General features: G+C 69.0%; 22 protein-coding genes and 1 pseudogene. 13 read left to right on the top strand and 10 right to left on the bottom strand.

What is annotated here, in order from left to right; translation table 11 throughout:
- Window positions 1–88: 88 nt before the first annotated feature.
- Window positions 89–1930 (top strand): annotated as a pseudogene (locus tag AC5Y5Z_RS01505) (DEDD exonuclease domain-containing protein); the annotation flags it as partial.
- Here AC5Y5Z_RS01505 and trpD read toward each other — a convergent pair.
- Window positions 1868–2947 (bottom strand): anthranilate phosphoribosyltransferase, encoded by a 1080-nt coding sequence (gene trpD / locus AC5Y5Z_RS01500; RefSeq protein WP_463824481.1) that lies wholly within the window; start codon window positions 2945–2947, stop codon window positions 1868–1870. The pseudogene AC5Y5Z_RS01505 and the gene trpD sit on opposite strands and share 63 nt — an antisense overlap.
- A gap of 139 nt (window positions 2948–3086) precedes the next feature.
- On the opposite strand from trpD, the gene ctaE reads away from it, so the two are divergent.
- Genes ctaE through qcrB form a run of 4 tightly spaced genes read left to right on the top strand, consistent with a single transcriptional unit; the run spans window position 3087 to window position 7492 of the window.
- The gene (ctaE, locus tag AC5Y5Z_RS01495; RefSeq protein WP_463824482.1) at window positions 3087–3698 is read left to right on the top strand and encodes an aa3-type cytochrome oxidase subunit III; all 612 of its coding nucleotides are present in this window, start codon (window positions 3087–3089) and stop codon (window positions 3696–3698) included.
- Between the two features lie 40 nt (window positions 3699–3738).
- A complete protein-coding gene (gene qcrC / locus AC5Y5Z_RS01490) occupies window positions 3739–4602 on the top strand; it encodes a cytochrome bc1 complex diheme cytochrome c subunit (protein ID WP_499923035.1) in 864 nt (287 codons plus the stop codon).
- Entirely contained in the window at window positions 4599–5828 is a 1230-nt protein-coding gene (gene qcrA, locus AC5Y5Z_RS01485) for a cytochrome bc1 complex Rieske iron-sulfur subunit (protein WP_463824484.1), read from the top strand. Before qcrC ends, qcrA begins: the two co-directional genes overlap by 4 nt.
- Window positions 5825–7492, top strand: coding sequence for a cytochrome bc1 complex cytochrome b subunit (qcrB, locus tag AC5Y5Z_RS01480; protein WP_463824485.1), 1668 nt, complete (start codon window positions 5825–5827; stop codon window positions 7490–7492). The genes qcrA and qcrB overlap by 4 nt, the downstream gene beginning before the upstream one ends.
- A gap of 62 nt (window positions 7493–7554) precedes the next feature.
- Here qcrB and AC5Y5Z_RS01475 read toward each other — a convergent pair whose 3' ends face one another.
- The 4 genes from AC5Y5Z_RS01475 to ctaC all read right to left on the bottom strand — a co-directional run bounded on the left by AC5Y5Z_RS01475 (window position 7555) and on the right by ctaC (window position 10825).
- A complete protein-coding gene (locus AC5Y5Z_RS01475) occupies window positions 7555–8205 on the bottom strand; it encodes a DUF2561 family protein (RefSeq protein WP_463824486.1) in 651 nt (216 codons plus the stop codon).
- Complete coding sequence (locus AC5Y5Z_RS01470; RefSeq protein ID WP_499923033.1) at window positions 8205–9137, bottom strand: MmpS family transport accessory protein; 933 nt, start codon at window positions 9135–9137, stop codon at window positions 8205–8207. The genes AC5Y5Z_RS01475 and AC5Y5Z_RS01470 overlap by 1 nt, the downstream gene beginning before the upstream one ends.
- Window positions 9138–9308: 171 nt before the next feature.
- Window positions 9309–9728: a cytochrome c oxidase subunit 4 gene (locus tag AC5Y5Z_RS01465; RefSeq protein WP_463824488.1), complete on the bottom strand. Its 420-nt coding sequence runs from the start codon at window positions 9726–9728 to the stop codon at window positions 9309–9311.
- Between the two features lie 8 nt (window positions 9729–9736).
- Entirely contained in the window at window positions 9737–10825 is a 1089-nt protein-coding gene (ctaC, locus tag AC5Y5Z_RS01460; protein WP_499923030.1) for an aa3-type cytochrome oxidase subunit II, read from the bottom strand.
- A gap of 179 nt (window positions 10826–11004) precedes the next feature.
- Here ctaC and asnB point away from each other — a divergent pair, with 179 nt between their 5' ends.
- On the top strand, window positions 11005–12981 hold the full coding sequence (gene asnB, locus AC5Y5Z_RS01455) for an asparagine synthase (glutamine-hydrolyzing) (protein ID WP_499923028.1): 1977 nt from the start codon (window positions 11005–11007) through the stop codon (window positions 12979–12981).
- Window positions 12982–13120: 139 nt separating this feature from the next.
- On the opposite strand, the gene AC5Y5Z_RS01450 is transcribed toward asnB, so the two are convergent.
- On the bottom strand, window positions 13121–14095 hold the full coding sequence (locus tag AC5Y5Z_RS01450) for a carbohydrate kinase family protein (protein ID WP_499923026.1): 975 nt from the start codon (window positions 14093–14095) through the stop codon (window positions 13121–13123).
- 183 nt (window positions 14096–14278) lie between these two features.
- On the opposite strand from AC5Y5Z_RS01450, the gene AC5Y5Z_RS01445 reads away from it, so the two are divergent.
- Window positions 14279–14929 carry an Rv0361 family membrane protein gene (locus tag AC5Y5Z_RS01445; protein WP_463824492.1) on the top strand — a complete coding sequence of 217 codons (651 nt, stop codon included), beginning with the start codon at window positions 14279–14281 and terminating at the stop codon, window positions 14927–14929.
- Window positions 14930–14933: 4 nt separating this feature from the next.
- On the opposite strand, the gene AC5Y5Z_RS01440 is transcribed toward AC5Y5Z_RS01445, so the two are convergent.
- Together AC5Y5Z_RS01440 and AC5Y5Z_RS01435 are read right to left on the bottom strand one after the other, a co-directional pair.
- A complete protein-coding gene (locus AC5Y5Z_RS01440; RefSeq protein WP_463824493.1) occupies window positions 14934–15290 on the bottom strand; it encodes a HesB/IscA family protein in 357 nt (118 codons plus the stop codon).
- A gap of 87 nt (window positions 15291–15377) precedes the next feature.
- Window positions 15378–16454: a glycerate kinase family protein gene (locus tag AC5Y5Z_RS01435; protein WP_463824916.1), complete on the bottom strand. Its 1077-nt coding sequence runs from the start codon at window positions 16452–16454 to the stop codon at window positions 15378–15380.
- A 157-nt stretch (window positions 16455–16611) separates the two neighbouring features.
- On the opposite strand from AC5Y5Z_RS01435, the gene AC5Y5Z_RS01430 reads away from it, so the two are divergent.
- From AC5Y5Z_RS01430 to AC5Y5Z_RS01415, 4 genes are read left to right on the top strand one after another with little or no spacing between them, the layout of a single operon-like run.
- The gene (locus AC5Y5Z_RS01430; RefSeq protein WP_499923024.1) at window positions 16612–17310 is read left to right on the top strand and encodes a DUF3043 domain-containing protein; all 699 of its coding nucleotides are present in this window, start codon (window positions 16612–16614) and stop codon (window positions 17308–17310) included.
- Between the two features lie 6 nt (window positions 17311–17316).
- Entirely contained in the window at window positions 17317–17850 is a 534-nt protein-coding gene (locus AC5Y5Z_RS01425; protein WP_499923022.1) for a bifunctional adenosylcobinamide kinase/adenosylcobinamide-phosphate guanylyltransferase, read from the top strand.
- Entirely contained in the window at window positions 17847–18902 is a 1056-nt protein-coding gene (gene cobT, locus AC5Y5Z_RS01420; RefSeq protein WP_499923020.1) for a nicotinate-nucleotide--dimethylbenzimidazole phosphoribosyltransferase, read from the top strand. Before AC5Y5Z_RS01425 ends, cobT begins: the two co-directional genes overlap by 4 nt.
- Window positions 18899–19639, top strand: coding sequence for an adenosylcobinamide-GDP ribazoletransferase (locus tag AC5Y5Z_RS01415; RefSeq protein ID WP_499923018.1), 741 nt, complete (start codon window positions 18899–18901; stop codon window positions 19637–19639). The genes cobT and AC5Y5Z_RS01415 overlap by 4 nt, the downstream gene beginning before the upstream one ends.
- Window positions 19640–19656: 17 nt before the next feature.
- Here AC5Y5Z_RS01415 and AC5Y5Z_RS01410 read toward each other — a convergent pair whose 3' ends face one another.
- Together AC5Y5Z_RS01410 and gcvT are read right to left on the bottom strand one after the other, a co-directional pair.
- Entirely contained in the window at window positions 19657–20763 is a 1107-nt protein-coding gene (locus tag AC5Y5Z_RS01410; protein WP_499923016.1) for a branched-chain amino acid aminotransferase, read from the bottom strand.
- A gap of 54 nt (window positions 20764–20817) precedes the next feature.
- On the bottom strand, window positions 20818–21921 hold the full coding sequence (gene gcvT / locus AC5Y5Z_RS01405) for a glycine cleavage system aminomethyltransferase GcvT (protein WP_499923014.1): 1104 nt from the start codon (window positions 21919–21921) through the stop codon (window positions 20818–20820).
- Window positions 21922–21935: 14 nt separating this feature from the next.
- On the opposite strand from gcvT, the gene AC5Y5Z_RS01400 reads away from it, so the two are divergent.
- Together AC5Y5Z_RS01400 and AC5Y5Z_RS01395 are read left to right on the top strand one after the other, a co-directional pair.
- A complete protein-coding gene (locus tag AC5Y5Z_RS01400) occupies window positions 21936–23081 on the top strand; it encodes an adenylate/guanylate cyclase domain-containing protein (protein WP_499923012.1) in 1146 nt (381 codons plus the stop codon).
- A gap of 11 nt (window positions 23082–23092) precedes the next feature.
- Window positions 23093–24652 carry a leucyl aminopeptidase gene (locus AC5Y5Z_RS01395; RefSeq protein ID WP_499923011.1) on the top strand — a complete coding sequence of 520 codons (1560 nt, stop codon included), beginning with the start codon at window positions 23093–23095 and terminating at the stop codon, window positions 24650–24652.
- Window positions 24653–24660 lie beyond the last annotated feature (8 nt).

The raw sequence follows: 24660 nt of genomic DNA, 5'->3' as shown, positions 1-24660 counted from the left end.
CTCGGTCGGGCCTGCGTACTGAAATGCACGGTAACGGCGGGCACCGACAACAACGGTCGGCGTGGGAAATCAACAGGTGTCGGTGCGCATGCCTAACGTCACGGTCATGGGCGCGAGCGGTGGGACCCAACTCAGCTTCGCCGGGCTGGACAGCTGGGCGGCGCCTACCGAACCGACCCTGCGCGAAACCACGTTTGTCGTCGTCGATCTGGAGACCACCGGCGGTCGGGCCGTCGGCCGCGACGGTGCCACCCCGGACGCGATCACCGAGATCGGCGCGGTCAAGGTGCGCGGGGGTGCCGTCCTGGGTGAATTCGCCACCCTGGTCGACCCGCAGCGCAGCATCCCGCCGCAGATCGTGCAACTGACCGGCATCACCACCGCCATGGTGTGCGACGCCCCCACCATCGACGCAGTGCTGCCGATGTTCCTCGAATTCGCCGGCGACGCGGTGCTGGTGGCCCACAACGCCGGCTTCGACATGGGTTTTCTGCGCGCGGCCACCGAGCGCTGCCGGTTGCGCTGGCCCCGGCCCAAGGTGCTGTGCACGGTCCGGTTGGCCCGGCGGGTGCTCAGCCGGGAGGAAGCGCCCAGCGTGCGGCTGGCCGAGCTGGCCCGGCTGTTCGCCGTGGCAACCCAGCCCACGCACCGCGCGCTGGACGATGCGCGGGCCACCGTGGACGTCCTGCACGCGCTCATCGAGCGGGTCGGCAACCAGGGCATCCACACCTACTCCGAGCTGCGCTCGTACCTGCCCGACGTCACCCCCGCGCAGCGGCGCAAACGGGTCTTCGCCGATGCGCTGCCACGCCGCCCGGGCGTCTACCTGTTCCGCGGACCCGCGGCGGAGGTGCTTTACGTCGGCACCGCCGTGGACCTGCGCCGTCGGGTCAGCCAGTACTTCAACGGCGCCGATCCGCGCAGCCGGATGAAGGAGATGGTCGCCCTGGCCGACGGGGTCGACCACGTCGAGTGCGCGCACGCGCTGGAAGCCGGGGTGCGCGAACTCCGTCTGCTGGCCGCCCACGCCCCGCCGTACAACCGCCGGTCGCGGTTCCCGCACCGCTGGTGGTGGGTGGTGCTCACCGACGAGGCGTTCCCGCGCTTCTCGGTGGTCCGCAACCCCCGGCATGACCGGGTCGTCGGCCCGTTCCGGTCCCGCGCCGACGCTGTCGACACCGCACACCTGCTGGCCCGGTTCACCGGGGTGCGGACCTGCACCAAGCGCCTGGCCCGCTCCGCCCGGCACGGTCCCGCATGTCCGGAACTGGAAATCTCGCCGTGCCCCGCCGCCCGGGATGTGACGGCCGAGCAGTACGCCGCGGCGATACGGCGCGCGTCGAGGTTGATCGAGGGCACCGACAACACCGCGCTGGGCGCGGCCGTCGCCCACGTCGCGGCCCTGGCCGACCGGCATCACTACGAGAGCGCGGCCCGGCTGCGCGATCACATCGCCACCGCCGTCGAGGCGCTCTGGCGTGGGCAACGGCTGCGTGCCCTGACCGTGCTGCCCGAACTGATCGCCGCCAAGCCGGACGGCTCGGACGGCTACCAGCTCGCCGTCATCCGGCACGGCCGGCTGGCCGCGGCAGGCACCGCGCGGCGCGGGGTGCCGCCGATGCCGGTGGTCGAGGCGATTGTCGCCGGGGCGCAGTCGATCCTGCCGTCGCCCGCCCCGCTGGGCGGCACGCTGGTGGAAGAGACCGCGCTGATCGTCCGTTGGCTGGCGACGCCGGGGGTGCGGATCGTGCGGGTCGCCGGCGACGCCGACACCCCGGGGTGGGCCACACCGCTGCGGTCGGCGGGCGCCTGGGCCGGCTGGGCGGCCACCGCACGATCGGCGCGGCTCGCCGGTGAGCAAACCAGCTCAGACCTGCTGACTGAACCGCACCCAACGCGCGAGCAGCTGTTCGGCCGCGCCGCTGTCGATCGCGGCGCTGGCCCGGCGCAGCCCGTCTTCCCAGGCCGGCAGCCATTCAGCGCGGCTGGATAATCCCGCGTGGGCAACCAGGGCGCCGGCTGCGTTGAGCACCACGGCGTCGCGCACCGGGCCCCGGGCGCCGCCCAGTACGGCGCGCACCTCCGCGGCGTTGACCTGGGCGTCGCCGCCACGCAGCTGCTCGAGATCGGCGCGGGCGAACCCGAACCCCGCCGGATCGAACTTGAGCTTGTCCACGGTGCCCGCCTGCACGCGCCAGATGGTGCTCGTCGTGGTGGTCGTGAGTTCGTCGAGTCCGTCGTCCCCGTGCACCACCAGCACGCTGGACCGGCGTGCGGCGAACACCCCGGCCATCACCTCGGCCAGGTCGGCAAAGGCGCAACCGATCAGTCCGGCCCGCGGGCGGGCCGGATTGGTAAGCGGCCCAAGGAGATTAAAGACCGTCGGCACACCGATCTCGCGACGCACCACCGATGTGTGCCGGTACGACGGGTGGAACTGCGGCGCGAAGCAGAACCCGATCCCCAGTTCGCGCAGGCTGCGGGCGACCTGCTCGGGCCCCAGGTCGATGCGCACCCCGAGCGCTTCGAGCGTGTCGGCGCCGCCGGACAGCGACGAGGCCGCCCGGTTGCCGTGTTTGACCACCGGAACGCCCGCCGCCGCCACCACGATGGACGCCATCGTGGACAGGTTGACGGTATTGACCCCGTCACCGCCGGTGCCGACCACGTCCACGGCGTCGGCGGGCACCGCATCGGCCGGCATCGGGCGGGCGTGGTCGAGCATGACGCCGGCGAGTTCGCTCACTTCGTCGGCGCGCGGACCCTTCATTTTCAGCGCTACCGCGAACGCCGCGATCTGGGCCGGTTGCGCCTCCCCGGCCATGATCTGATCCATGGCCCAGCCGGCCTGGCCCCGGATCAGATCCTGCTGCTGGGTCAGCCGGCCCAGCACCTGCGGCCACGTCGGCACCGCAGCGGACACCACACCCCCGGACGACGCAGCCACGCGCCGATGGTCCCACGCGCTTCGAACGCGGCCCAACCGGCGTCCTGAGCCGCCGGCAGACCGGGCCCGGCCCACCGAATTTCCGGAAATTAGTCACCCGGGTAGTGCGCGACAACTACAAAGCGTCATACTTGCGGATGTGACGAGTGCGGTAGGGACCTCGGGTACTGCGATTACCTCGCGGGTGCATTCGCTGAACCGGCCCAACATGGTCAGTGTCGGCACCATTGTGTGGCTTTCCAGCGAGCTCATGTTCTTTGCTGGCCTGTTCGCGTTCTACTTCACGGCGCGAGCACAGGCGGCGGGGAACTGGCCGCCGCCGCCGACCGAGCTGAATCTCTACCAGGCGGTGCCGGTGACGCTGGTGCTGATCGCGTCGTCGTTCACCTGCCAGATGGGGGTCTTCGCGGCCGAACGCGGCGACGTCTTCGGGTTGCGCCGCTGGTATCTGCTCACGTTCGGGATGGGGTTGTTCTTCATCCTCGGTCAGGCCTACGAGTACGTGCACCTGGTGACGCACGGGACCACCATCCCGGGCAGCGCCTACGGCAGCGTGTTCTACCTGGCGACCGGCTTCCACGGGCTGCACGTCACCGGAGGTTTGATCGCCTTCATCTTCCTGCTGGCGCGCACCACCATGAGCAAGTTCACCCCTGCGCAGGCCACCGCCAGCATCGTCGTCTCGTACTACTGGCACTTCGTGGACATCGTGTGGATCGCGCTGTTCGCCGTGATCTATTTCATCCGTTGAGCGACCCCCGAAACACAGGCCCGAGAACAGGAGTGCTCAGTTGAGAAAACTGGGATCCACCCGATCCGGCCGGCGGCCTAGCCAGCCGGAGAAGCCGCGCACCGACCGCTCGCGGCGACGGCTGCGCCGTCGGCTGACCAGCGGACTGCTGCTGCTGATCGCCCTGACCTTCGCCGGCGGCCTGGCCGCGGTGCTCACGCCGACGCCGCAGGTCGCGATGGCCGACGAGTCCGGTGCGGCCATTCTGCGCACCGGCAAGCAGCTCTTCGACACCTCGTGCGTGTCCTGCCACGGCGCCAACCTGCAGGGCGTGCCCGACCACGGACCCAGCCTGATCGGGGTCGGCGAGGCGGCCGTCTATTTCCAGGTGTCCACCGGCCGCATGCCCGCGATGCGCGGCGAAGCTCAGGCCCAGCGCAAGGAACCGATCTTCGACGAACGCCAGATCGACGCGCTCGGCGCCTATGTGCAGGCCAACGGTGGCGGTCCCACCGTGCTGCGCAATCCCGACAACAGCCTGCAGATGGAGTCGCTGCGCGGCACCGACCTGGGTCGCGGCGGCGACCTGTTCCGGCTCAACTGCGCTTCCTGCCACAACTTCACCGGCAAGGGCGGTGCGCTGTCGTCCGGCAAGTACGCCCCCGACCTGGGGCCCGCCAACGAGCAGCAGATCCTCACCGCGATGCTGACCGGACCGCAGAACATGCCGAAGTTCTCCGACCGGCAGCTGTCCTTGGAGGCGAAGCGGGACATCATCGGCTACGTGCGGACCGTCGCTGAGGAACGCACCCCCGGTGGCTACGGGTTGGGCGGATTCGGGCCCGCACCCGAGGGCATGGCGATGTGGATCATCGGCATGGTCGGCGCCATCGGACTGGCACTGTGGATTGGGGCGCGCACATGAGCGAAAGACCTGACCCGACCGAGCGCGACGGCGCGGCCGGCACCGACACCGACACGGCCACTCACCAGGGCCAGAAAGAGCCGGACGACGCCGCACTGGCCGCGATGTCCACCCAGGAGCTGCTCGACCTCGGCAGCAAGATCGACGGCGTCGACATCGTCTATAAGGAGCCGCGCTGGCCGGTCGCAGGCACCAAGGCCGAGAAGCGCGCCGCGCGCTCGGTCGCGACCTGGCTGTTGCTGGGCGGCGGTTTCGGACTCGCGCTGCTGGTGGTCTTCCTGTTCTGGCCGTGGGAGTACAAGCCCAGGGGCGTCGACGGCAACCTGATGTACTCGCTGGCCACCCCGCTGTACGGCTTCACCTTCGGGATGTCCGTGCTGTCCATCGCGATCGGGGCCGTGCTCTTCCAGAAACGCTTTATCCCGGAAGAGATTACGATTCAGGACCGGCACGACGGCGCCTCCCGCGAGATCGACCGCAGGACCGTGGTGGCGAACCTGACCGACGCCTATGAAGGCTCGACGATCGGCCGGCGCAAGCTGATCGGGCTGTCGTTCGGGATGGGTATGGGCGCGTTCGGCCTCGGCACCCTGGTCGCGTTTGCCGGCGGCCTGATCAAGAACCCGTGGAAACCGGTCGTGCCCACTGCGGAGGGCATGAAGGCGGTGCTGTGGACGTCGGGGTGGACCCCGCGGACCAAAGGCGAGACCATCTACCTGGCCCGGGCCACCGGTGCCCACGACGGCCCGCCGTTCATCAAGATGCGTCCCGAGGACCTCGACGCCGGCGGCATGGAAACAGTGTTCCCGTGGCGCGAGTCCGACGGTGACGGCACCACTGTGGAGTCCCACGAGAAACTCTCCGAGATCTCGCTGGGCGTCCGCAACCCGGTGATGCTCATCCGCATCAAGCCCAGTGACCTGGACCGGGTGGTCAAGCGCAAGGGCCAGGAGAGCTTCAACTTCGGTGAGTTCTTCGCCTTCACCAAGGTCTGCTCACATCTGGGTTGCCCCTCGTCGCTGTACGAGCAGCAGTCCTACCGGATCCTGTGCCCTTGCCACCAGTCGCAGTTCGACGCGTTGCATTTCGCCAAGCCGATCTTCGGTCCGGCGGCCCGTGCGCTGGCGCAGCTGCCGATCACAATCGATAAAAGCGGGTATTTGGTCGCCAACGGCGACTTCATCGAGCCCGTCGGTCCGGCCTTCTGGGAGCGCACCACAACATGAGTCCAAAATTCAGTCCCCCCAAAATCGGTGACGTGCTGGCCAGCCAGGGCGAAGGCATCGACACCCGGTACCACCCGTCGGCGGCCGTCCGTCGTCAGCTCAACAAGGTGTTCCCGACGCACTGGTCGTTCCTGCTCGGTGAGATCGCGCTGTACAGCTTCATCGTCCTGCTGCTCACCGGCGTATGGCTGACCCTGTTCTTCGACCCGTCGATGGCCGAGGTCACCTATAACGGCGTCTACCAGCCGCTGCGCGGGGTGGAGATGTCGCGGGCTTATGAGACCGCGCTGAACATCTCCTTTGAGATCCGGGGCGGGCTGTTCGTGCGTCAGGTCCACCACTGGGCCGCGCTGATGTTCTCCGCGTCGATCATGGTCCACCTGGCCCGCATCTTCTTCACCGGCGCCTTCCGCCGGCCGCGCGAGGCCAACTGGGTGATCGGGTCGCTGCTGCTGATCCTGTCGATGTTCGAGGGTTACTTCGGTTACTCGCTGCCCGACGACCTGCTTTCCGGCATCGGACTGCGGGCCGCGCTGTCCTCGATCACCCTGGGCATGCCTGTCATCGGGACCTGGCTGCACTGGGCGCTGTTCGGCGGCGACTTCCCCGGCACCATCCTGATCCCGCGGCTGTACGCGCTGCACATCCTGCTGATCCCGGGCATCATTCTGGCCCTGATCGGCGTGCACATGGCGCTGGTGTGGTTCCAGAAGCACACCCAGTTCCCCGGCCCCGGTCGCACCGAGCACAACGTCGTCGGCGTGCGGGTGATGCCGGGCTTCGCGGTCAAGTCCGGCGCCTACTTCGCCTGCATCGTCGGCGTGCTCGGCCTGATGGGCGGGCTGCTACAGATCAACCCGATCTGGAACTTGGGCCCCTACAAGCCGTCTCAGGTGTCGGCGGGCTCGCAGCCCGACTTCTACATGATGTGGACCGAGGGCCTGGCCCGTATCTGGCCGGCCTGGGAGTTCTACTTCTTCCACCACACGATTCCCGCGGTGGTGTGGGTCGGCATCATCATGGGGCTGGTCTTCGTCCTGCTGATCATCTACCCCTTCCTGGAGAAGCGGTTCACCGGCGACTACGCGCACCACAACCTGCTGCAGCGGCCCCGCGACGTGCCGGTGCGCACCGGGATCGGCGCGATGGCGATCAGTTTCTACATGGTGCTGACGCTGGCGGCAATGAACGACATCATCGCGTTCAAGTTCCACATCTCGTTGAACGCGACCACCTGGATCGCCCGGATCGGCATGGTGATCCTGCCGCCGCTGGTCTACTTCATCGCCTACCGGTGGGCCGTCGGCCTGCAGCGCAGCGACCGCGAGGTCCTCGAGCACGGCGTGGAGACCGGCATCATCAAACGCCTGCCGCACGGTGCCTACATCGAACTGCACCAGCCGCTGGGCCCCGTCGACGACCACGGTCACCCGCTGCCCCTGGAATACCAGGGCGCACCGTTGCCCAAGAAGATGAACAAACTGGGCTCCGCCGGTTCGCCGGGCAGCGGCAGCTTCCTCACCGCCGACCCTGCGTCGGAGGATTCGGCGCTGCGCGAGGCGGGCCACGCGGCCGAACACCGGGCTCTCACGGCGTTGCGCGAGCACCAGGAGCGCAGCACGAACGGTTCGTCGAACGGTTCGTCCAACGGGGAGCACCACTAGCGCCGCTGCGCTCCGCAATCCGGAGGCCATACCGCCGCAGTCGGTGGCAGTGGCCGGCAGACCTAGTGCCCGGCGTGACCCTGCCGCAACTGCCGCACGTAGAACCATTCGATGACCGGCATCCCGGCGGTGACCAGTCCGGCGAACCCGTAACTGGCCCAGGAGGCTCCGTCGTGGCCGGCGGCCATCAGGTAAGTCGCCAGCGCGACCCCGGTCAACGCCGTGCCGATGGCGCCGGTCAGCGCGACAGTTCCGCGTAACCACAGGCGGTCCACCGCCTCGCCGGACCATTCGTCAAGCGCGCCATAGGCTTTCACGTGGTCGCGGCGCGCCGGGTCGGTCGCCGCACGGGAAGCGGGACGCGCGCCCACCGCGATCGGCTGCCGAGTGGGATTTCGCCCCTGCAGCGCTCTGGACCGCACCACCGGCTCCACCTGGGTGCTGCGGCGGGCCCGCAGCAACACCGGAATGGCTCCGGCGATGACCAGCGCGGACACGATGATGACCGCGTACAGCACCCACGTGGTGTGCGGAGTGCGCGCCATTTTGTGGAAACCGCGCCCGAGGTCGAACAGCGCGACTGAGGCAGCCACGCTGACACCGATCAGCACCAGCCAGATCGCCGCGCAGGTGCCGATCATGACGCGGTCGATCACGTCGGGATTGACCACCGGATCCGGCCCGCGCCGGTAGGCGGAGTATCTGCCGACCATCAGCAGCTCGTTTGCGGTGCGTCGTTGGAGTTCGAGGACAAGACCGTTCCATCGTTGGTGATGATCGTGCAGTTGAGTTTGCTGACGTGAAAGAGACTGGACGCTTCCAGGGAACCCACGTCGGATTGTGAGATGGGCGTGACCGTCATCGACCACGGAATGTACACGTTGTGCTGAGTGCGTCGCCGTCCGGACGAGTCGACGTAGGTCACCGAGATGATGTCGCCCGGCGCCTTGCTGCCCGTCACGGAGTAGGTGACCTGCCGCGGGCCGGCCGGCGTGGTGCTGGGCGGCGGGGGCGGCGCCGCGACCGACGGGCTGGGCGCGGGCGGGGGCGCAGCGGTCGGTGACGGCGACGGTGGCGGCGGAGGGGGCGTAGTTGTCGTCGGCGGCTCTGACGACGGGGGTGCTTCGAGCGGTTCGGACGACGGCGGCGGTGGCGGCGGCTCGGACGACGGCGGCGTTTTGGTGGTGGTGATCTCGTCCTGGGCGGGCGGCGCCGACGAGGTCGTCGTCGTGCTGACCTCGGGCTTGGCGAATTTGGCGGTGTCGGCGTTCGTCGCGAGCAGCGACACGGCCGTCACCAGTGCGATCGCAGCGACGATCGCGGCGATGCCGACCAGCCAGGGCCAGCGCGGTGTGGATCGGTCGTCGTCGCGGTCGAAGTCGTCGTAGCCGTCGTAGTCGTAGAGCCCCAGATCGACGGGCAGATACGGGCCGCCGACAAACAGTTCCGACTCCGGCGCCGAGTACGCCCGCGTGAAGGCCTCGGACGGTGCCGCCCCGAAATCGTCGTCGTGTTCGTCAATCCGGTCGAGCTCGTCGAGCTCATCGGGGTAGTCGAGGGCGTCGCTGCCGGGTTCGGCATCGGCAGGTTCGCCGACAAGGTCGGGCTCGTCATGTTCCCGTCCCGGCGGATGCGGCCCGCTCATGTCTGCCTACCCTGTCCAACCGCCCGAGCGGCGCCGCGGCTACATTCGCGCCCGCGCGCTCGGTGAATTCTCATGGTGCCTCGGAAACCCTACCCAACCGGTCCGGACACGGCCGCGGCGGCAAACAGGCGCCGGACAACTGATGCCCGGATTGTGACCTTTGGGACGCGGTCAGTGCTTTTCGGGACCGACGTAGTACTCGAAGACGAGGCCGGCCACGGTGGCGAGGATGAACACCACTCCCGCGACGATCAGCCACGGCAGCCACAGGGCCATCGCGGTGGCGGTGACCGACCCGGACAGCGCGATCATGATCGGCCACCAGCTGTGCGGGCTGAAGAAGCCCAACTCCCCTGCGCCGTCGCTGATCTCGGCACCCTCGTAGTCCTCGGGCCGGGTGTCGAGGCGACGTGCGACGAACCGGAAAAAGGTGGCCACGATCAACGCCAACCCGGTGGTCAGCGCCAGCGCGGTGGTCCCGGCCCATTCGACGCCGCCTACGGCGAAGATGGCCGTCAACACGCCGTAGAGCACCGTCACGACCAGGAAGAACACCGCGACGAACTCGAACAACCTGGCTTCGATATGCATGAGTTGTCCTAACCTCTTGGGCTCGGGGCCAATTCACCGCGCCGCGTGTCGAACGGCTCGGTCTTCGTCGCCAGCGGGGGCTCGTTGATCGCCCGCAACGCTTCGGCGTTGGTCTTTCCGGCGATCCGCGCCTGCAGGTAGGTCACGAACTTGTCCGGCTCCACCACGCGGACCTCGAAGTTCATCATCGCGTGGTAGGTGCCGCACATCTCGGCGCAGTGGCCGACGAACGCGCCGGTCTTGACGATCTCCTCGACCTGGAAGACGTTCGTGGAGTTGTTGGCCACCGGGTTGGGCATCACGTCGCGCTTGAACAGGAACTCCGGCACCCACCACGCGTGAATCACGTCGGCGGAGGCCTGCACGAATTCGATGCGCCGGTGGGCGGGCAGTACCAGGACCGGGATTTCGGTGCTGGTGCCCAGCGTCTCGACCTTGTCGAAGTTCAGGTAGGTCCGGTCCTCGGTGTTGAGCCCGTGTATCGGTCCGACCAGTTCTTCACCGTGCCGGTCCTTGCCGTCCGGTTTGGAGACCATCTCGCGTTTTCGCGCCTCGTCCAGGCCTTCGTACCGGAAGCCGTTGTCTCCCTTGTACGCGACGCGCTGGTAGCCGAATTTCCAGTTCCACTGGAAGGCGGTGATGTCGATCACGACTTCGGGGTCTTCCCGGTGCTGCATCTTTTCCTGCACCACGACGGTGAAATAGAACAGCACCGAGATGATCAGGAACGGTGTCACCGTCAGGACCAGTTCCAGCGGCATGTTGTAGCCGAACTGGCGGGGCAGGTCGGTGTCGGAGTCTTTGGCGCGGTGGAAGGCCGACGCCCAGAAGATCAGACCCCACACGATGATGCCGACGACGAAGGAGGCGATGACGGCGCCGATCCAGAGCTGTCGGTTGGCGTGCGCTTCGGGGGTGATGCCCTCGGGCCAGCCGAGCGCCAGGGCGTCCTGCCAGGTGCACCCGCTCAGGGTGACCGCCAGCACGCCGAGGGTGACGAGCAGCAACACCGGCCGGAGACGCCGGGCCGGGCCGCGTACGCCTCCAGAACCGCACTGCGACAAGCTTTGCGAACGACCAAGCCCGCGTCGTGTCACGTTGGGCGCCTCCTGTATCACAAGCTGGGCCGACTGGCCTTCCGGCTGACCCGGTCTAACTCGGATGTCGAATACTACGCAGCGTAGACCACACCGTCTCACCTAGCGACTGCCTGGTCACCGCAACCCGCCGGACGCTGCATCCCCAAGCCCGGTGAAGTGCGGCATACTGGGGCGCCGTGTGTGGACTGCTGGCTTTCGTCGCCGCTCCGGCCGGTTCCGAGGAGCCCGACGGGGCCCGGCGCGCTGCAGCTGATGCCGCCCGGGCCGACGAGGCGATCTCCGACGCGTCGCACCTGATGCGGCACCGGGGTCCCGACGAGCCGGGCACCTGGGCCGATCCCGACTCCGACGGCTCGGTGGTGTTCGGATTCAACCGGCTCTCCATCATCGACATCGCGCATTCGCACCAGCCGCTCAAGTGGGGTCCCCCCGACACGCCGGACCGCTACGTGCTGGTCTTCAACGGCGAGATCTACAACTACCTGGAACTGCGCGACGAGCTGCGTACCCGGCACGGCGCGGTCTTCGCCACCGACGGCGACGGTGAGGCGATCGCGGCCGGCTTCCACTTCTGGGGTGCCGAGGTGCTCACCCGGCTGCGCGGCATGTTCGCGTTCGCGCTGTGGGACACCGAAACCCGCGAGTTGTTCTGCGCCCGCGACCCGTTCGGCATCAAACCGCTGTACATGGCCACCGGCACCGGCGGCACCGCGGTGGCCAGCGAGAAGAAATGCCTGCTGGACCTGGCCGATCTGATCGGTTTCGACGAGGCGATCGACCTGCGGGCGGTACAGCACTACACCGTCCTGCAGTACGTCCCGGAGCCCGAGACGCTGCACCGCGGGATCCGGCGCCTGGAGTCGGGCTGCTACGCCCGCATCCGGCCTGGATCCGACCCCGAGGTCGCCCGCTACTTCGTTCCCCGGTTCGCGGCGGTGCCGATCACGTCGGACGACGAACAGGCCCGCTACGACGAGATCACCGCGGTGCTCGAGGACTCGGTGGCCAAGCACATGCGCGCCGACGTCACCGTCGGGTCGTTCCTGTCCGGTGGCATCGACTCCACCGCCATCGCGGCGCTGGCCATCCGGCACAACCCGCGACTGATCACGTTCACGACCGGTTTCGAACGGGAGGGCTTCTCCGAGCTGGACGTCGCGGTGGCCTCGGCCGAAGCGATCGGCGCCCGCCACGTCGCCAAGGTGGTCAGCGCCGAGGAGTTCGTCGCCGCGTTGCCCGAGATCGTCTGGTATCTCGACGAGCCGGTCGCCGACCCGGCGCTGGTGCCGCTGTTCTTCGTGGCCCGCGAGGCGCGCAAGCACGTCAAGGTGGTGTTGTCCGGGGAAGGCGCCGACGAGTTGTTCGGCGGCTACACGATCTACCGGGAGCCGCTGTCGCTGAAGCCCTTCGACTATCTGCCGCGGCCGGTGCGCCGGTCGATGGGTCGGGTCTCGCGACCACTGCCGGAGGGTATGCGAGGCAAAAGCCTGCTGCACCGCGGGTCGCTGACGCTCGAGGAGCGCTACTACGGCAACGCCCGCAGCTTCTCCGACGAGCAACTGCGTGAGGTGCTGCCCGGATTCCGCGAGGACTGGACCCACACCGACGTCACCGCCGCGATCTACGCGCAATCGGCTGACTGGGATCCGGTGGCACGTATGCAACATCTCGATCTGTTCACCTGGCTGCGCGGCGACATCCTGGTCAAAGCCGACAAGATGACGATGGCCAACTCGCTGGAGCTGCGGGTGCCGTTCCTGGACCCCGAGGTGTTCGCCGTCGCGGCACGGCTGCCCTACCAGGCCAAGATCACCCGCACCACCACCAAGTACGCGCTGCGTCGCGCGCTGGAGCCGATCGTGCCCGCGCATGTGCTGCACCGGCCCAAGCTGGGCTTCCCGGTCCCTATTCGGCATTGGCTGCGCGCCGGCGAACTGCAGGAGTGGGCCTACCAGATGGTCGAGTCGTCGCAGGCCGGCCACCTGATCGACGTGGCCGCGGTGCGCCGGCTGCTCGACGAACACCGGCTCGGCGGCAGCGATCACAGCCGGCGGCTGTGGACGTTGCTGATCTTCATGCTGTGGCACGCGATCTTCGTGGAGCACAGCGTGGTGCCGCAGATCAGCGAGCCGGTCTACCCCGTCGAGTTGTAGCCTCGGGCTTCGCGTGTGAAATCACGCACTCCGGAGTGAGCGCAGGTCGGGATTCGGACTGCTTTTCCGCCCTGGCGTCACACCGAGAGCCGCCGCTTCACTCTGCAGAGCGAAACGGACGACGGCGAAAGGCGGGGACTCAGGCGAGTACCGCGGCGATCTCGGCGGCAGCGTCGTCGCCGTAGGCACCGGCCAGCCGGGACTCCGCGAGCGAGCGGTCCCACTCCCACTCCTGGGTCCCGGTCGACTCCAGCACCAGGACCGCCACCAATGAGCCCAGCTGCGCCGACCGCTCCAGGCTCAGACCCGCGCTGCGACCGGTCAGGAAGCCGGCCCGGAACGCGTCCCCGACCCCGGTCGGGTCGGTCTGGCTCGTCTCGGGCACGACGCCCACGTGCAGCGTGGCGCCGTCCCGGCCGATGATGTCGACGCCCTTGGCGCCCAGCGTGGTGACCCGCAGCTCGACCTGCGCCATCACATCAGCCTCCGACCAACCGGTCTTGGACAGCAACAGGTCCCACTCGTAGTCGTTGGTGAACAGGATCGCAGCGCCGTCGATGAGCTGTTTGATCTCGTCGCCGGAGAGTCGGGCCAGCTGCTGCGACGGGTCGGCGGCGAATGCCAGCCCCAGCTTGCGGCACTCGTCGGTGTGCACGACCATCGCGGCCGGGTCGTTGGCGCCGATGATCACCAGTTCCGGGGTGCCGATCTGCTGGACCACGTCGGCCAGCGAGATGTCGCGGGCCTGGGACATCGCCCCCGGGTAGAACGACGCGATCTGCGCCATCTCGGTGTCGGTGGTGCAGACGAAACGTGCCGTGTGCGCGGTGTCGGAGATCAGCACGCTGTCGCAGTTGACGCCGTGGGACTGCAGCCAGGACCGGTATTCGCCGAAGTCCTGGCCGGCGGCGCCCACCAGCGCGGCGTCGCCACCCAGCACGCCGATGGCGAAGGCGATGTTTCCGGCCACTCCCCCGCGATGCACCACCAGGTCGTCGACCAGGAAGCTCAGCGACACCTTCTTCAGGTGCTCCGGCAGCAGCTGCTCGGAGAACTTGCCGGGAAAGCGCATCAGATGGTCGGTGGCAATGGAACCGGTTACCGCGATGGTCACTAAATCTCCGTCCTTCGTTTCTAAGGTCGTCTAGCCTCTCATGAACGTCAGCTCGGCCACCAACGCCGTCGTAGCGCAGGCGCTGAAAACGGTTGCGCTAGCCTGCCCTGGGGAACTCCCCTGATTGCCGCGACTCGGACGGCAACCTCTCGTCGACTCGTCCACCAGCGTAGGAGAACAACGATGGCCGGTCCGTACCCGCCGAACCCCGCGGTCGGCGATGAAGGACCTCCGCAGGGGCAGCCGTACCCCCAGGTCGGGCCCGAGACGCTGGATTTTCCGCGTGACGGCAACGAGCCACCGGTGCACCCGTATCCGGGTCCGCCGGCGCCGGCCCCCCACCCCAACCGGCGGCCCCGACGGCTGTTGATCGGCATCCTGCTGACCATTGCGCTGATCGCGGGCCTGACGACCGCCATCGTCTACGGGGTTCGCACCAACGGGGCCAACACCACCAGCACCTTCCCTGAGGCCACGGCCAAGTCGGCGATCCAGACCTACCTCAACGCGCTGGCGCACAAGGACACCGACGTCATCGTCCGCAATTCGATGTGCGGCATCTATGACGCGGTGAAGGACAAGCGCTCCGACCTGGCCCTGGCCAAGCTCAGCAGCGACGCGTTCCGCAAACAGTTCTCCGAGGTGGAGATCACCGGAATCGACAAGATCGTGTACCTGTCGCAGTATCAGGCGCAGGTGCTGTTCAGCATGAATGCGACGCCGGCCACCGGCGGGCCGGCGCGCAAAGAGATCCAGGGTGTCGCGCAGTTGCTGTTCCAGCGCGGCCAGATCCTGGTGTGCTCCTACGTGCTGCGCACTTCGGGGCAGTACTGACCGCTCAGTTGAACGAGTCCCCGCACGCGCACGAACCGGTGGCGTTCGGGTTGTCGATGGTGAAGCCCTGCTTCTCGATGGTGTCGACGAAGTCGATGGACGCGCCCTGCACGTACGGCGCGCTCATCCGGTCCACGGTCAGCGTCACGCCGCCGAACTCCACGGTCAGGTCGCCGTCCAGGGTGCGGTCGTCGAAGAACAGGTTGTAGCGCAACCCCGCGCATCCACCGGGTTGCACCGCGATCCGCAGCGCAAGGTCGTCACGTCCCTCTTGGTCCAGCAGGGACTTCGCCTTGGCGGCCGCGGCGTCGGTGAGGATCACCCCGTGGGCCTCGGTGGTCGGCTCGTTCTGCACCGTCATTGCTTCTCCTACCTGCTCATGTGTTCGGGTGGCCCGCCCGGCTTCCCCGACGCACTGTCCGGGGCCTGCCAGGAAAAACTCACTGTTTCAACGGTACCCCGCCGGACCGCTATTCCCGAGTCGAGCGGCCACCTCGGAGGCCAATCCCATCAGCTGATTCGCCGCGTCGGCCAGTGCCAACCGCACCGAACCTGCGTATTCGGACATGGCCAGCGCAGACATGATGCCCGACACGCGGGTGGTGGCTTTGTCCACCGACACCTGTCCGGCCAGCACGATCACCGGAATACCCAGCGGCCGGGCGGCGGCCGCGATCTCACCCACCACCTTGCCGTGCAGCGACTGCTCGTCGAAGTGCCCCTCGCCGGTGACGATCATGTCCGCGTCTTCGAGATCGTCGGCGAAGTGGGTGAGTTCGGCCACAATGGCCGCCCCGGATTCGCAGCGCCCGCCCAGCGCAAGCAGGCCCGCCCCGATGCCGCCGGCCGCACCCGCGCCGGGCTCGGCGCTGACGTCGCGCCCAGCCACCGTGTCGAGCACCAACGCCCACGCTTCGAGCCGCACTTCCAATTTGGCGACGGTCGCGGTGTCCGCGCCTTTCTGCGGAGCAAACACCCGTGCCGCCCCCCACGGTCCCAACAGCGGATATGCGACGTCGGAGGCGGCGATCAACTCCACAGCGGCCAACCGCTGGCGGGCCAGGTCCAGGCCGCCCAACTCGTTGACCATTCCCTGCCCGCCGTCGGTGCAGGCGCTGCCGCCCAGCCCGACCACGATGCGCCGCGCCCCGGCCTGCAGCGCAGCCGCGATCAGCTGGCCCACGCCGCGGCTGTGGGCGTCCATCGCGGTCTCCGGCGTGGGTGGCCCGTCCAGCAGCCCCAGCCCGCACGCCTGCGCGCATTCCAGATACGCGGTCGCTGAGCGCTCGTCGAAGACCCACTGGGCGGTGACGTCGGCGCCCAGCGGTCCGCAGACCACGAGTCGGCGCAGCCCGCCCATCCGGTTGGCCAGCACCTCGACGAAGCCGGGTCCGCCGTCGGACTGCGGCGCGACGATGAACGAGTCACCCGGACGGGACCGCGTCCAGCCGGTCGCGATGGCGGCGGCGGCCTCCACCGCCGAAAGGCTGTCCCCGTAACAGTCGGGGGCCACCAGCACCCGCATTGCGGGCAGCTGGAGCCGGCCGGGCCCGAAGTCACCGGCAGCATCATCCGACGCCTGCGAGCCGTTCATCACTGGCCAGCGTAGGTCTAACCGATATGCGAGCGCATGCATAACAGGTGCATTCAGCTGCCCGCGAGCGGCGAAGTAACCTGGCGCTGTGAAGTTGTTGGGCCGCAACAGAGGCTTCGAAGACAACGGGGCCGAAGGTGACGACACTCCGGACCCGGCCGGGACGGAAGCCGCCCCGGCGCAGGCGACCCGGTCGTCGCGCGGCACCGGTCCCAAGGGCCGGCCCACGCCCAAGCGCGACGAGGCCAGGCGGCAGGGCCGCAAGGGTCCGGTCGCGCCGGCGCCGATGACGGCGGCCGAAGCGCGGGCCCGGCGCAAGACGCTGGCCGGGCCGAAACTCAGCCGCGCGGAGCGCCGCGCCGAACGGGACGCCCGCCGGGCCCGGATGACCGAGCGTCAGGAACGGATGAAAGCCGGCGAAGAGGCGTATCTGCTGCCGCGCGACCAGGGCCCGGTGCGACGCTACGTCCGCGACGTGGTGGACGCCCGGCGCAACGTCCTCGGCCTGTTCATGCCATCGGCGCTGTTTCTGCTGGCCTTGATGTTCGGCGTGCCGCAACTGCAGTACTACATGTCGCCGGCGATGCTGGTGCTGATGGTGTTGATGGCGATCGACGGCATCGTCCTGGGCCGCAAGGTCGGCAGGCTGGTCGACGCGAAGTTCCCCCACAACACCGAAAGCCATTGGAAGTTGGGCATTTACGCGGCCGGACGGGCCTCGCAGATGCGCCGCATGCGGATGCCCCGACCCCAAGTCGAACGCGGCAGCCGACTGAAAGACGCCTGACCCGAGGTGCGCACGCTGGTACTCGGCGGTATCAGGTCGGGCAAATCCGAGTGGGCGGAGCACGCCGTCGTCGCGGCACTGGCGCCCCGGCAGGCGGTCCGCTACCTGGCCGCCGGATCGGCGGACTCGGCCGACTCGGAGTGGTCGCAACGGATCGCCAGGCACCGCGCCCGTCGGCCCGCGCACTGGACGACGGTGGAGACCGCCGATCTGGCCGCCGAACTGCGCGGACATCCCGACACCCCGACACTCGTCGACGACCTCGGCGCCTGGTTGACGGGCACCCTGGACCGCAACGACGGGTGGGACGGCGGATCGGTGGAAGCGCCGCTGCGGGAGTTGCTGGGTGCGGTGGACGCATTCGGGTCGACGTTGGTGCTGGTCAGTCCGGAGGTGGGGTTGACGGTCGTACCCGCCACCGCGTCCGGGCGTCGGTTCGCCGACGAACTGGGCAGCCTCAACCAGCGCACAGCCACGCTGTGCGATCGGGTGGTGCTGGTGGTGGCGGGCCAGCCGCTCACGGTTAAGGCGCCGGCATGATCGGGTTCGCGCCGGTGCAGCCGCCCGATGCGGGCGCCGCGGCGGACGCCCGGGCCCGCCAGGACGAGCTGACCAAGCCGCGCGGGGCACTGGGCCGGCTCGAGGACCTGTCGGTCTGGGTGGCGGCCTGCCAGGGCCAGTGCCCGCCGCGGCAATTCGAGCGTGCCCGGGTGGTGGTGATTGCCGGGGATCACGGGGTGGCCCGGTCCGGCGTGTCGGCCTATCCCCCGGAGGTGACCGCGCAGATGGTTGCCAACATCGAAGTGGGTGGGGCCGCCATCAACGCGCTGGCGCAACTCGCTGGCGCGACGGTGCGAATCGCCGATCTGGCCGTCGACTGCGACGCGGTGCTGGGCACGACGAATCAGATCAGCGACAAAGTGCGCCGGGGCAGCGGCGATATCGCCGTCGAAGACGCCCTGACCCAGGCCGAGGTCGATCGCGCCCTGGCCGCGGGCCAGCAGATCGCCGACGACGAAGTGGACGCCGGCGCCGACCTGCTGATCGCCGGCGACATGGGCATCGGCAACACCACCCCGGCGGCGGTGCTGGTGGCGGCGCTGACCAACACCGAACCGGTCGCGGTGGTGGGTTTCGGCACCGGGATCGACGATGCCGCGTGGATGCGTAAGACGGCGGCGGTGCGCGATGCGCTCTTCCGGGCGCGTTCGATGCTCGACGACCCGGTCGCGCTGCTGCGCTGTTGTGCCGGTGCGGATTTCGCAGCGCTGGCCGGCTTCTGCGCGCAGGCCGCGATCCGGCGTACCCCGCTGCTGCTGGACGGCATGGCGGTGACGGCGGCGGCGCTGGTCGCCGAGCGGCTGGCGCCCGGGGCCCGGCAGTGGTGGCAGGCCGGGCACCGCTCCACCGAGCCGGGTCACACGCTGGCCCTGGCGGCTCTCGAACTGGAGCCGATCGTGGACCTGCGGATGCGGCTGGGCGAGGGCACCGGGGCCGCGGTGGCGTTGCCGGTGCTGCGCGCCGCGGTGGCGGCCCTGGGCTCGATGGCGACGTTCGCCGAGGCCGACGTGTCCGGTCCTGCGGTCCCGTGATCCGTTCGCTGGCAACGGCTTTGACGTTCGCTACGGTATTGCCGGTGCCGGCGTCGCGGGTCGGCCCGATGGGTCGCGGGGCGATGACGGCGTTGCCGGTGGTGGGTGCGGCGCTGGGGGCGTTGGCCGCGGCGGTGACGGTGGGGGGTGCCGCGCTGTTCGGCGCGTCCAGCCCGCTGCCCGGGTTGCTGGGGGTCGGGGTGCTGCTGCTGGCCACCCGGGGCCTGCACATCGACGGCGTCGCCGATACCGCCGACGGTCTGGGCTGCTACGGCCCGCCCCAGCGCGCACTGGCAGTGATGCGCGACGGCTCGACGGGTCCGTTCGGGGTCGCCGCGATCGTCATGGTCATCGCGTTGCAGGGACTGGCGTTCTCGACGCTGGGGGCGGGCGCCATCGCCGTGTCCGTGGCCGCCGGGCGGGTCACCGCGGTGGCGGTCTGCCGGCGCGGCGTGGTGGCCGCGGACGGCAGTGCGCTGGGCGCGCAGGTCGCCGGCACTCAGCCGACCTGGGTGGTGTCAGGGTGGCTGGCCGTGCTGCTGGCCGCTGCCGTCCCGGTGGGTTCCCGGCTTTGGCAGGGACCGGTCGCGATGCTGCTGGCGGTGTTGTGCGGGGCGGGTTTGGTCGCGCACTGTGCGCGGCGATTCGGCGGTGTCTCCGGTGACGTGTTGGGCGCTGCGGTCGAGGTGACCACGACGGCGGCCGCGGTGGCGCTGGCGGGTCTGGTCCGCGGGTGAGGCGCCGAGCGTGACCCCTAATCCAGCCGCGTCATCCAGCCGTGCGTATCGGCGAACGTGCCGCGTTGGATCCCGGTCAGCGTGTCGCGCAACGCCATTGTCACCTCGCCGGGCGCGCCGTCTCCAATGGTGAACTCGTCCTCGCCGCGCTTGACCCGTGCCACCGGGGTGATGACGGCTGCGGTGCCGCAGGCGAACACCTCGGTGATCTCCCCGGATGCGGCCTTCTTCTCCCACTCGTCGATGTCGATCTTGCGTTCTTTCACCGTGAATCCGGCATCAATGGCCAACTGCAGCAACGAATCCCGGGTGATGCCGGGTAGCAGCGAACCGGACAGCTCCGGGGTGACCAGCCGCGCCGAGCCGCCCTTGCCCAGCACGAAGAACAGGTTCATGCCGCCCATCTCCTCGACGTAGCGACGCTCCACGCCGTCCAACCACACCACCTGGTCGCACCCGTGCTCCGCGGCTTCGGCCTGGGCCAGCAGCGAGGCCGCGTAGTTGCCGCCGAACTTGGCCGCACCTGTGCCGCCCGGGCTGGCGCGCACGTATTCGGTGGAGATCCAGACGGTGACCGGGTTGATGCCGCCCTTGAAATACGCACCGGCCGGCGAGGCGATCAGCAGGTAGCGGTATTCCTTGGCCGGCCGCACTCCCAGGCCGGGCTCGGTGGCGATGATGAACGGCCGCAGGTAGAGCGCCTCTTCGCCGCCGGCCCTGGGCACCCAGGCGCTGTCGACCGCGATGAGCTGGCGCAGGGATTCGATGAACAACTGCTCCGGCAGCTCCGGTATCGCCAGCCGCCGCGCCGAGGAGCACAACCGGGCCGCGTTGGCGTCGGGCCGAAACGACACCACGGACCCGTCGGCCCACCGGTAGGCCTTGAGCCCTTCGAAGACCTCCTGCGCGTAGTGCAGCACGATCGCCGACGGATCCAGCTCGATCGGTCCGTAGCCGATGACGCGGCCGTTGTGCCAGCCGCACCCGTCGGTGTAGTCGATGGAGACCATGTGGTCGGTGTGATATTTGCCGAATCCGGGGTCGGCCAGGATCGCTACCCGCTCGGCCTCACCGGCGGGATTCGCCGCGGGAGAAACCGTGAATTCGAGTGGGCCGCTGATCATGGGCCCGATTGTATAACCGTGTGTAAACGCATTTTTGGCCTGCGAACGCCGGTGCTAACGGGTTTTCAGTTCGACGAACGGCGGCCGCACCACCTCGCAGTCGACCGCCCGGCCGCGGACGTCGACGGTGACCTGCTGCCCGTCCGCGATCCCCGCCTGGGTGTCGATCAACGCCAGGGCGATGCCGCGCTGCAACGTCGGCGAGAAGGTTCCCGACGTGGTGGTCCCGATGGTGGTGTCGCCGTCACGCACGGTTAGCCCCGGACGCAGCACACCGCGCCCGATCATCTGCAACCCGCGCAGCAGCCGGCGCGGTCCGGCCTGTTTCTCGGCCAGCAACGCGTCCCGCCCGAAGAAGGCCTCCTTCTGCCAGCCGATCGCCCAGCCGCAGCGGGCCTGCAGCGGCGAAATGTCCAGCGACAGTTCATGACCGTGCAACGGATAACCCATCTCGGTGCGCAGCGTGTCGCGGGCACCCAGCCCGGCCGGCTGCCCGCCGGCGTCGGTGACCGCGGCCACCAGCGCGTCGAACACCACGGCGGCGGAATCCCACGGCGGCAGCAGCTCGTAGCCGTGCTCACCGGTGTAACCCGTGCGGCAAACCCGCACCGGCACATCGGAATACGCCGCGTCCGCATAACCCATGTAGTCCATGTCGGTGGGCAGCCCCAGGCCGCTCAACACCTGGCTGGACCGCGGCCCCTGCACGGCCAGCACCGCGTAGTCGCGGTGCTGGTTGGTGATGGTCAGATCCGCCGGGGCGGCCGCCTGCAGCGCTTCGACCACCGCGGCGGTGTTGGCGGCGTTGGGCACCAGGAAGATTTCGTCGTCGTCGACGTAGTAGGCGATCAGGTCGTCGACAACGCCGCCGGATTCGGTGCAGCACAACGTGTACTGGGCTTTGCCCGCACCGATACGACCCAGATCGTTGGTGAGTGCGGAGTTGACGAACTGCGCCGCGCCCGGGCCGCGCACCAACGCCTTGCCGAGGTGGCTGACGTCGAACAATCCCACGGCGGTGCGGGTGGCGTTGTGTTCGCCGACGGTTCCGCCATAGGACACCGGCATCTCCCACCCGCCGAATTCGGCGAAGGTCGCGCCCAGTTCACGATGGCGTTCTTCCAACGGGCCTTGCTGCAGATCTGGCGCACCGCTCACGGCGTCTCACCCTAATGTCTGCCGCTACTGGCACACTTGGGCAGGTGTTCGATTGGGACGGTCTGGAAGCCGCCGGAATCGCGAATCCCCGCGAGCGCGCCGACCTGATCAAGTATCTGGACGATCTCGGCTTCACCGTCGAGGAGATGGTGGCAGCCGAGCGGCGTGGCCGATTGTTCGGGCTGGCCGGTGATGTCCTGGGCTGGTCCGGGCGGCCGATCTACACCGTGGCCGCGGCCGCAGAACAGCTCGGTCTGTCCGCCGATGAAGTGGCGCACGCCTGGGGGCTGCTGGGACTGACCATCGCCGGCTCCGACGTGCCCGCGCTCAGTCAGGCCGATGTCGATGCGCTGCAGACGTGGGTCGCGCTGCAGGGCGTGGTCGGCCGGGACGGCGGGTACGGGTTGCTGCGGGTGCTGGGCGCGGCGATGGCCCGGCTCGCCGAGGCCGAGTCGACGCTCATCCGCGCCGGAACGCCGGACATCCAGATGACGCACACGCATGACGAGTTCGCCACCGCGCAGGCCTACCGAGCGGTCGCGGAGTTCGTGCCCCGGATCGGCGCGCTGATCGACATCGTGCACCGCCATCACCTGGCCAGCGCCCGCACCCATTTCGAGGGCGTCATCCGGGACACCTCGTCGAGTGTGGTGTGCGGCGTCGGATTCGCCGATCTGTCCGGCTTCACCGCGCTCACCCAGGCGCTGACCCCCGCGCAGCTGTCGGCAATGCTCAACGAGTTCGCCGGCGCGGTGTCCGACGTGGTGCACGCCGACGGCGGGCGGGTGGTGAAGTTCATCGGCGACGAGGTGATGTGGGTGTGCGGGTCACCCGAGCAGCTCGCCAAAGCCGCCGTCGACCTCGTCGACCATCCCAAGGCTTGCGACGAGGGACTGCAAGTGCGCGCGGGGCTGGCCTTCGGCACCGTGCTGGCCATCAACGGGGACTACTTCGGCAACCCGGTGAATCTGGCGGCGCGGCTGGTGGCGGCGGCCGCACCGGGCCAGATCCTGGCCGATGCGGACCTGCACGCCCAGTTACCGGACTGGCCGGCCGCCGCGCACGGCCCGCTGACGCTCAAAGGATTCGACGCGCCGGTGACCGCTTTCGAACTGCACCGCCGGGATGCGCTCGACGCGGACCCGGCACGCAGTGACTAGGCTGGTTGCGCGTGACACCCCAATCGGGCGCCTACGCCCCCTATAACGCCCCCACCACCGCGGTCGCCACAGCGCTGCCCAAGCGCGGCTCGGATTCCTCGGTACTGCTGATACCGGTCGTCGCCGCCGGCGAGGACGACGAATCGCGTGCTCAGGTGGTCGCCGCCGACACTGTGCTCTCGGCTGACGCGGTCACCGAAATCGAGGCCGGCCTGCGGGCGCTAGGCGCGACCGGTGGCGCCGAGCAGGTGCACCGGCTGGTGGTGTCGTCGCTGCCGGTGGGCAGTGTGCTGGCCGTCGGCCTGGGTAAGCCGCGCGCCGAGTGGCCCGCCGATGTGGTCCGGCGGGCGGCCGGTGTCGCGGCACGCTCGCTCGGCAAAGCCGAGGCGGTGCTCACCACGCTGGGCGAACTGCCGGGTCAAGACGTCACGTCGGCGGCCGTCGAGGGTTTGATCCTGGGCAGCTACCGCTTCACCGCGTTCCGCAGCGGGAAGACGGCGCCCAAGGATGCCGGCCTGCGCAAGATCACCGTGCTCAGCGCCGGCAAGGACGCCAAGAAGCAGGCCGCGCACGGCGCCGCCGTGGCGACCGCGGTGGCCACTGCCCGCGATTTCACCAACACCCCGCCCAGCCACCTGTACCCCGCCGAATTCGCCAAGCGGGCCAAGGAACTCGGCGAATCGGTGGGCCTGGAGGTGGAGGTCCTCGACGACAAGGCGCTGAAGAAGGCCGGCTTCGGCGGCGTGGTCGGCGTCGGGCAGGGCTCGTCGCGGCTGCCGCGGCTGGTCCGGCTGATCCACCGCGGATCGCGACTGGCCAAGAACTCCAAGCAGGCCAAGAAGGTGGCGCTGGTCGGCAAGGGTGTCACCTTCGACACCGGCGGCATCTCGATCAAGCCGGCCGCGTCGATGCACCACATGACCTCCGACATGGGCGGGGCCGCCGCGGTGGTCGCCACCGTGACGCTGGCCGCGCAGTTGGGGCTGCCGATCGACGTGATCGCCACCGTGCCGATGGCCGAGAACATGCCGTCGTCGACGGCCACCCGGCCCGGCGACGTGCTGACACAGTACGGCGGCATCACTGTCGAGGTGCAGAACACCGACGCTGAAGGCCGGCTCATCCTGGCCGACGCGATCGTGCGGGCCTGCGAGGATGGGCCGGACTATCTGATCGAGACCTCGACGTTGACCGGCGCGCAGACCGTCGCGCTCGGGGCCCGAATCCCCGGGGTGATGGGTAGCGATGAGTTCCGGGACCGGGTCGCTGCGATCTCGCAGCGGGTCGGCGAGAACGGTTGGCCGATGCCGCTGCCCGACGAACTGAAAGACGACCTGAAATCGCAGGTGGCCGACCTTTCCAACATCAGCGGTCAGCGCTTCGCCGGCATGTTGGTGGCCGGGGTGTTCCTGCGCGAGTTCGTCGCCGACGGCGTCGAGTGGGCGCACATCGACGTCGCCGGTCCCGCCTACAACACCGGCAGCGCGTGGGGCTACTCCCCCAAGGGCGGCACCGGAGTGCCCACCCGCACCATGTTCGCGGTGTTGGAAGACATCGCGGCCAACGGTTAGCCGAGGTC

The sequence above is a fragment of the Mycobacterium sp. NGS29 genome, from assembly GCF_059812965.1.
Note: the sequence above shows the minus strand (reverse complement) of the source record. Positions and strands in the feature narration are given on the sequence as shown.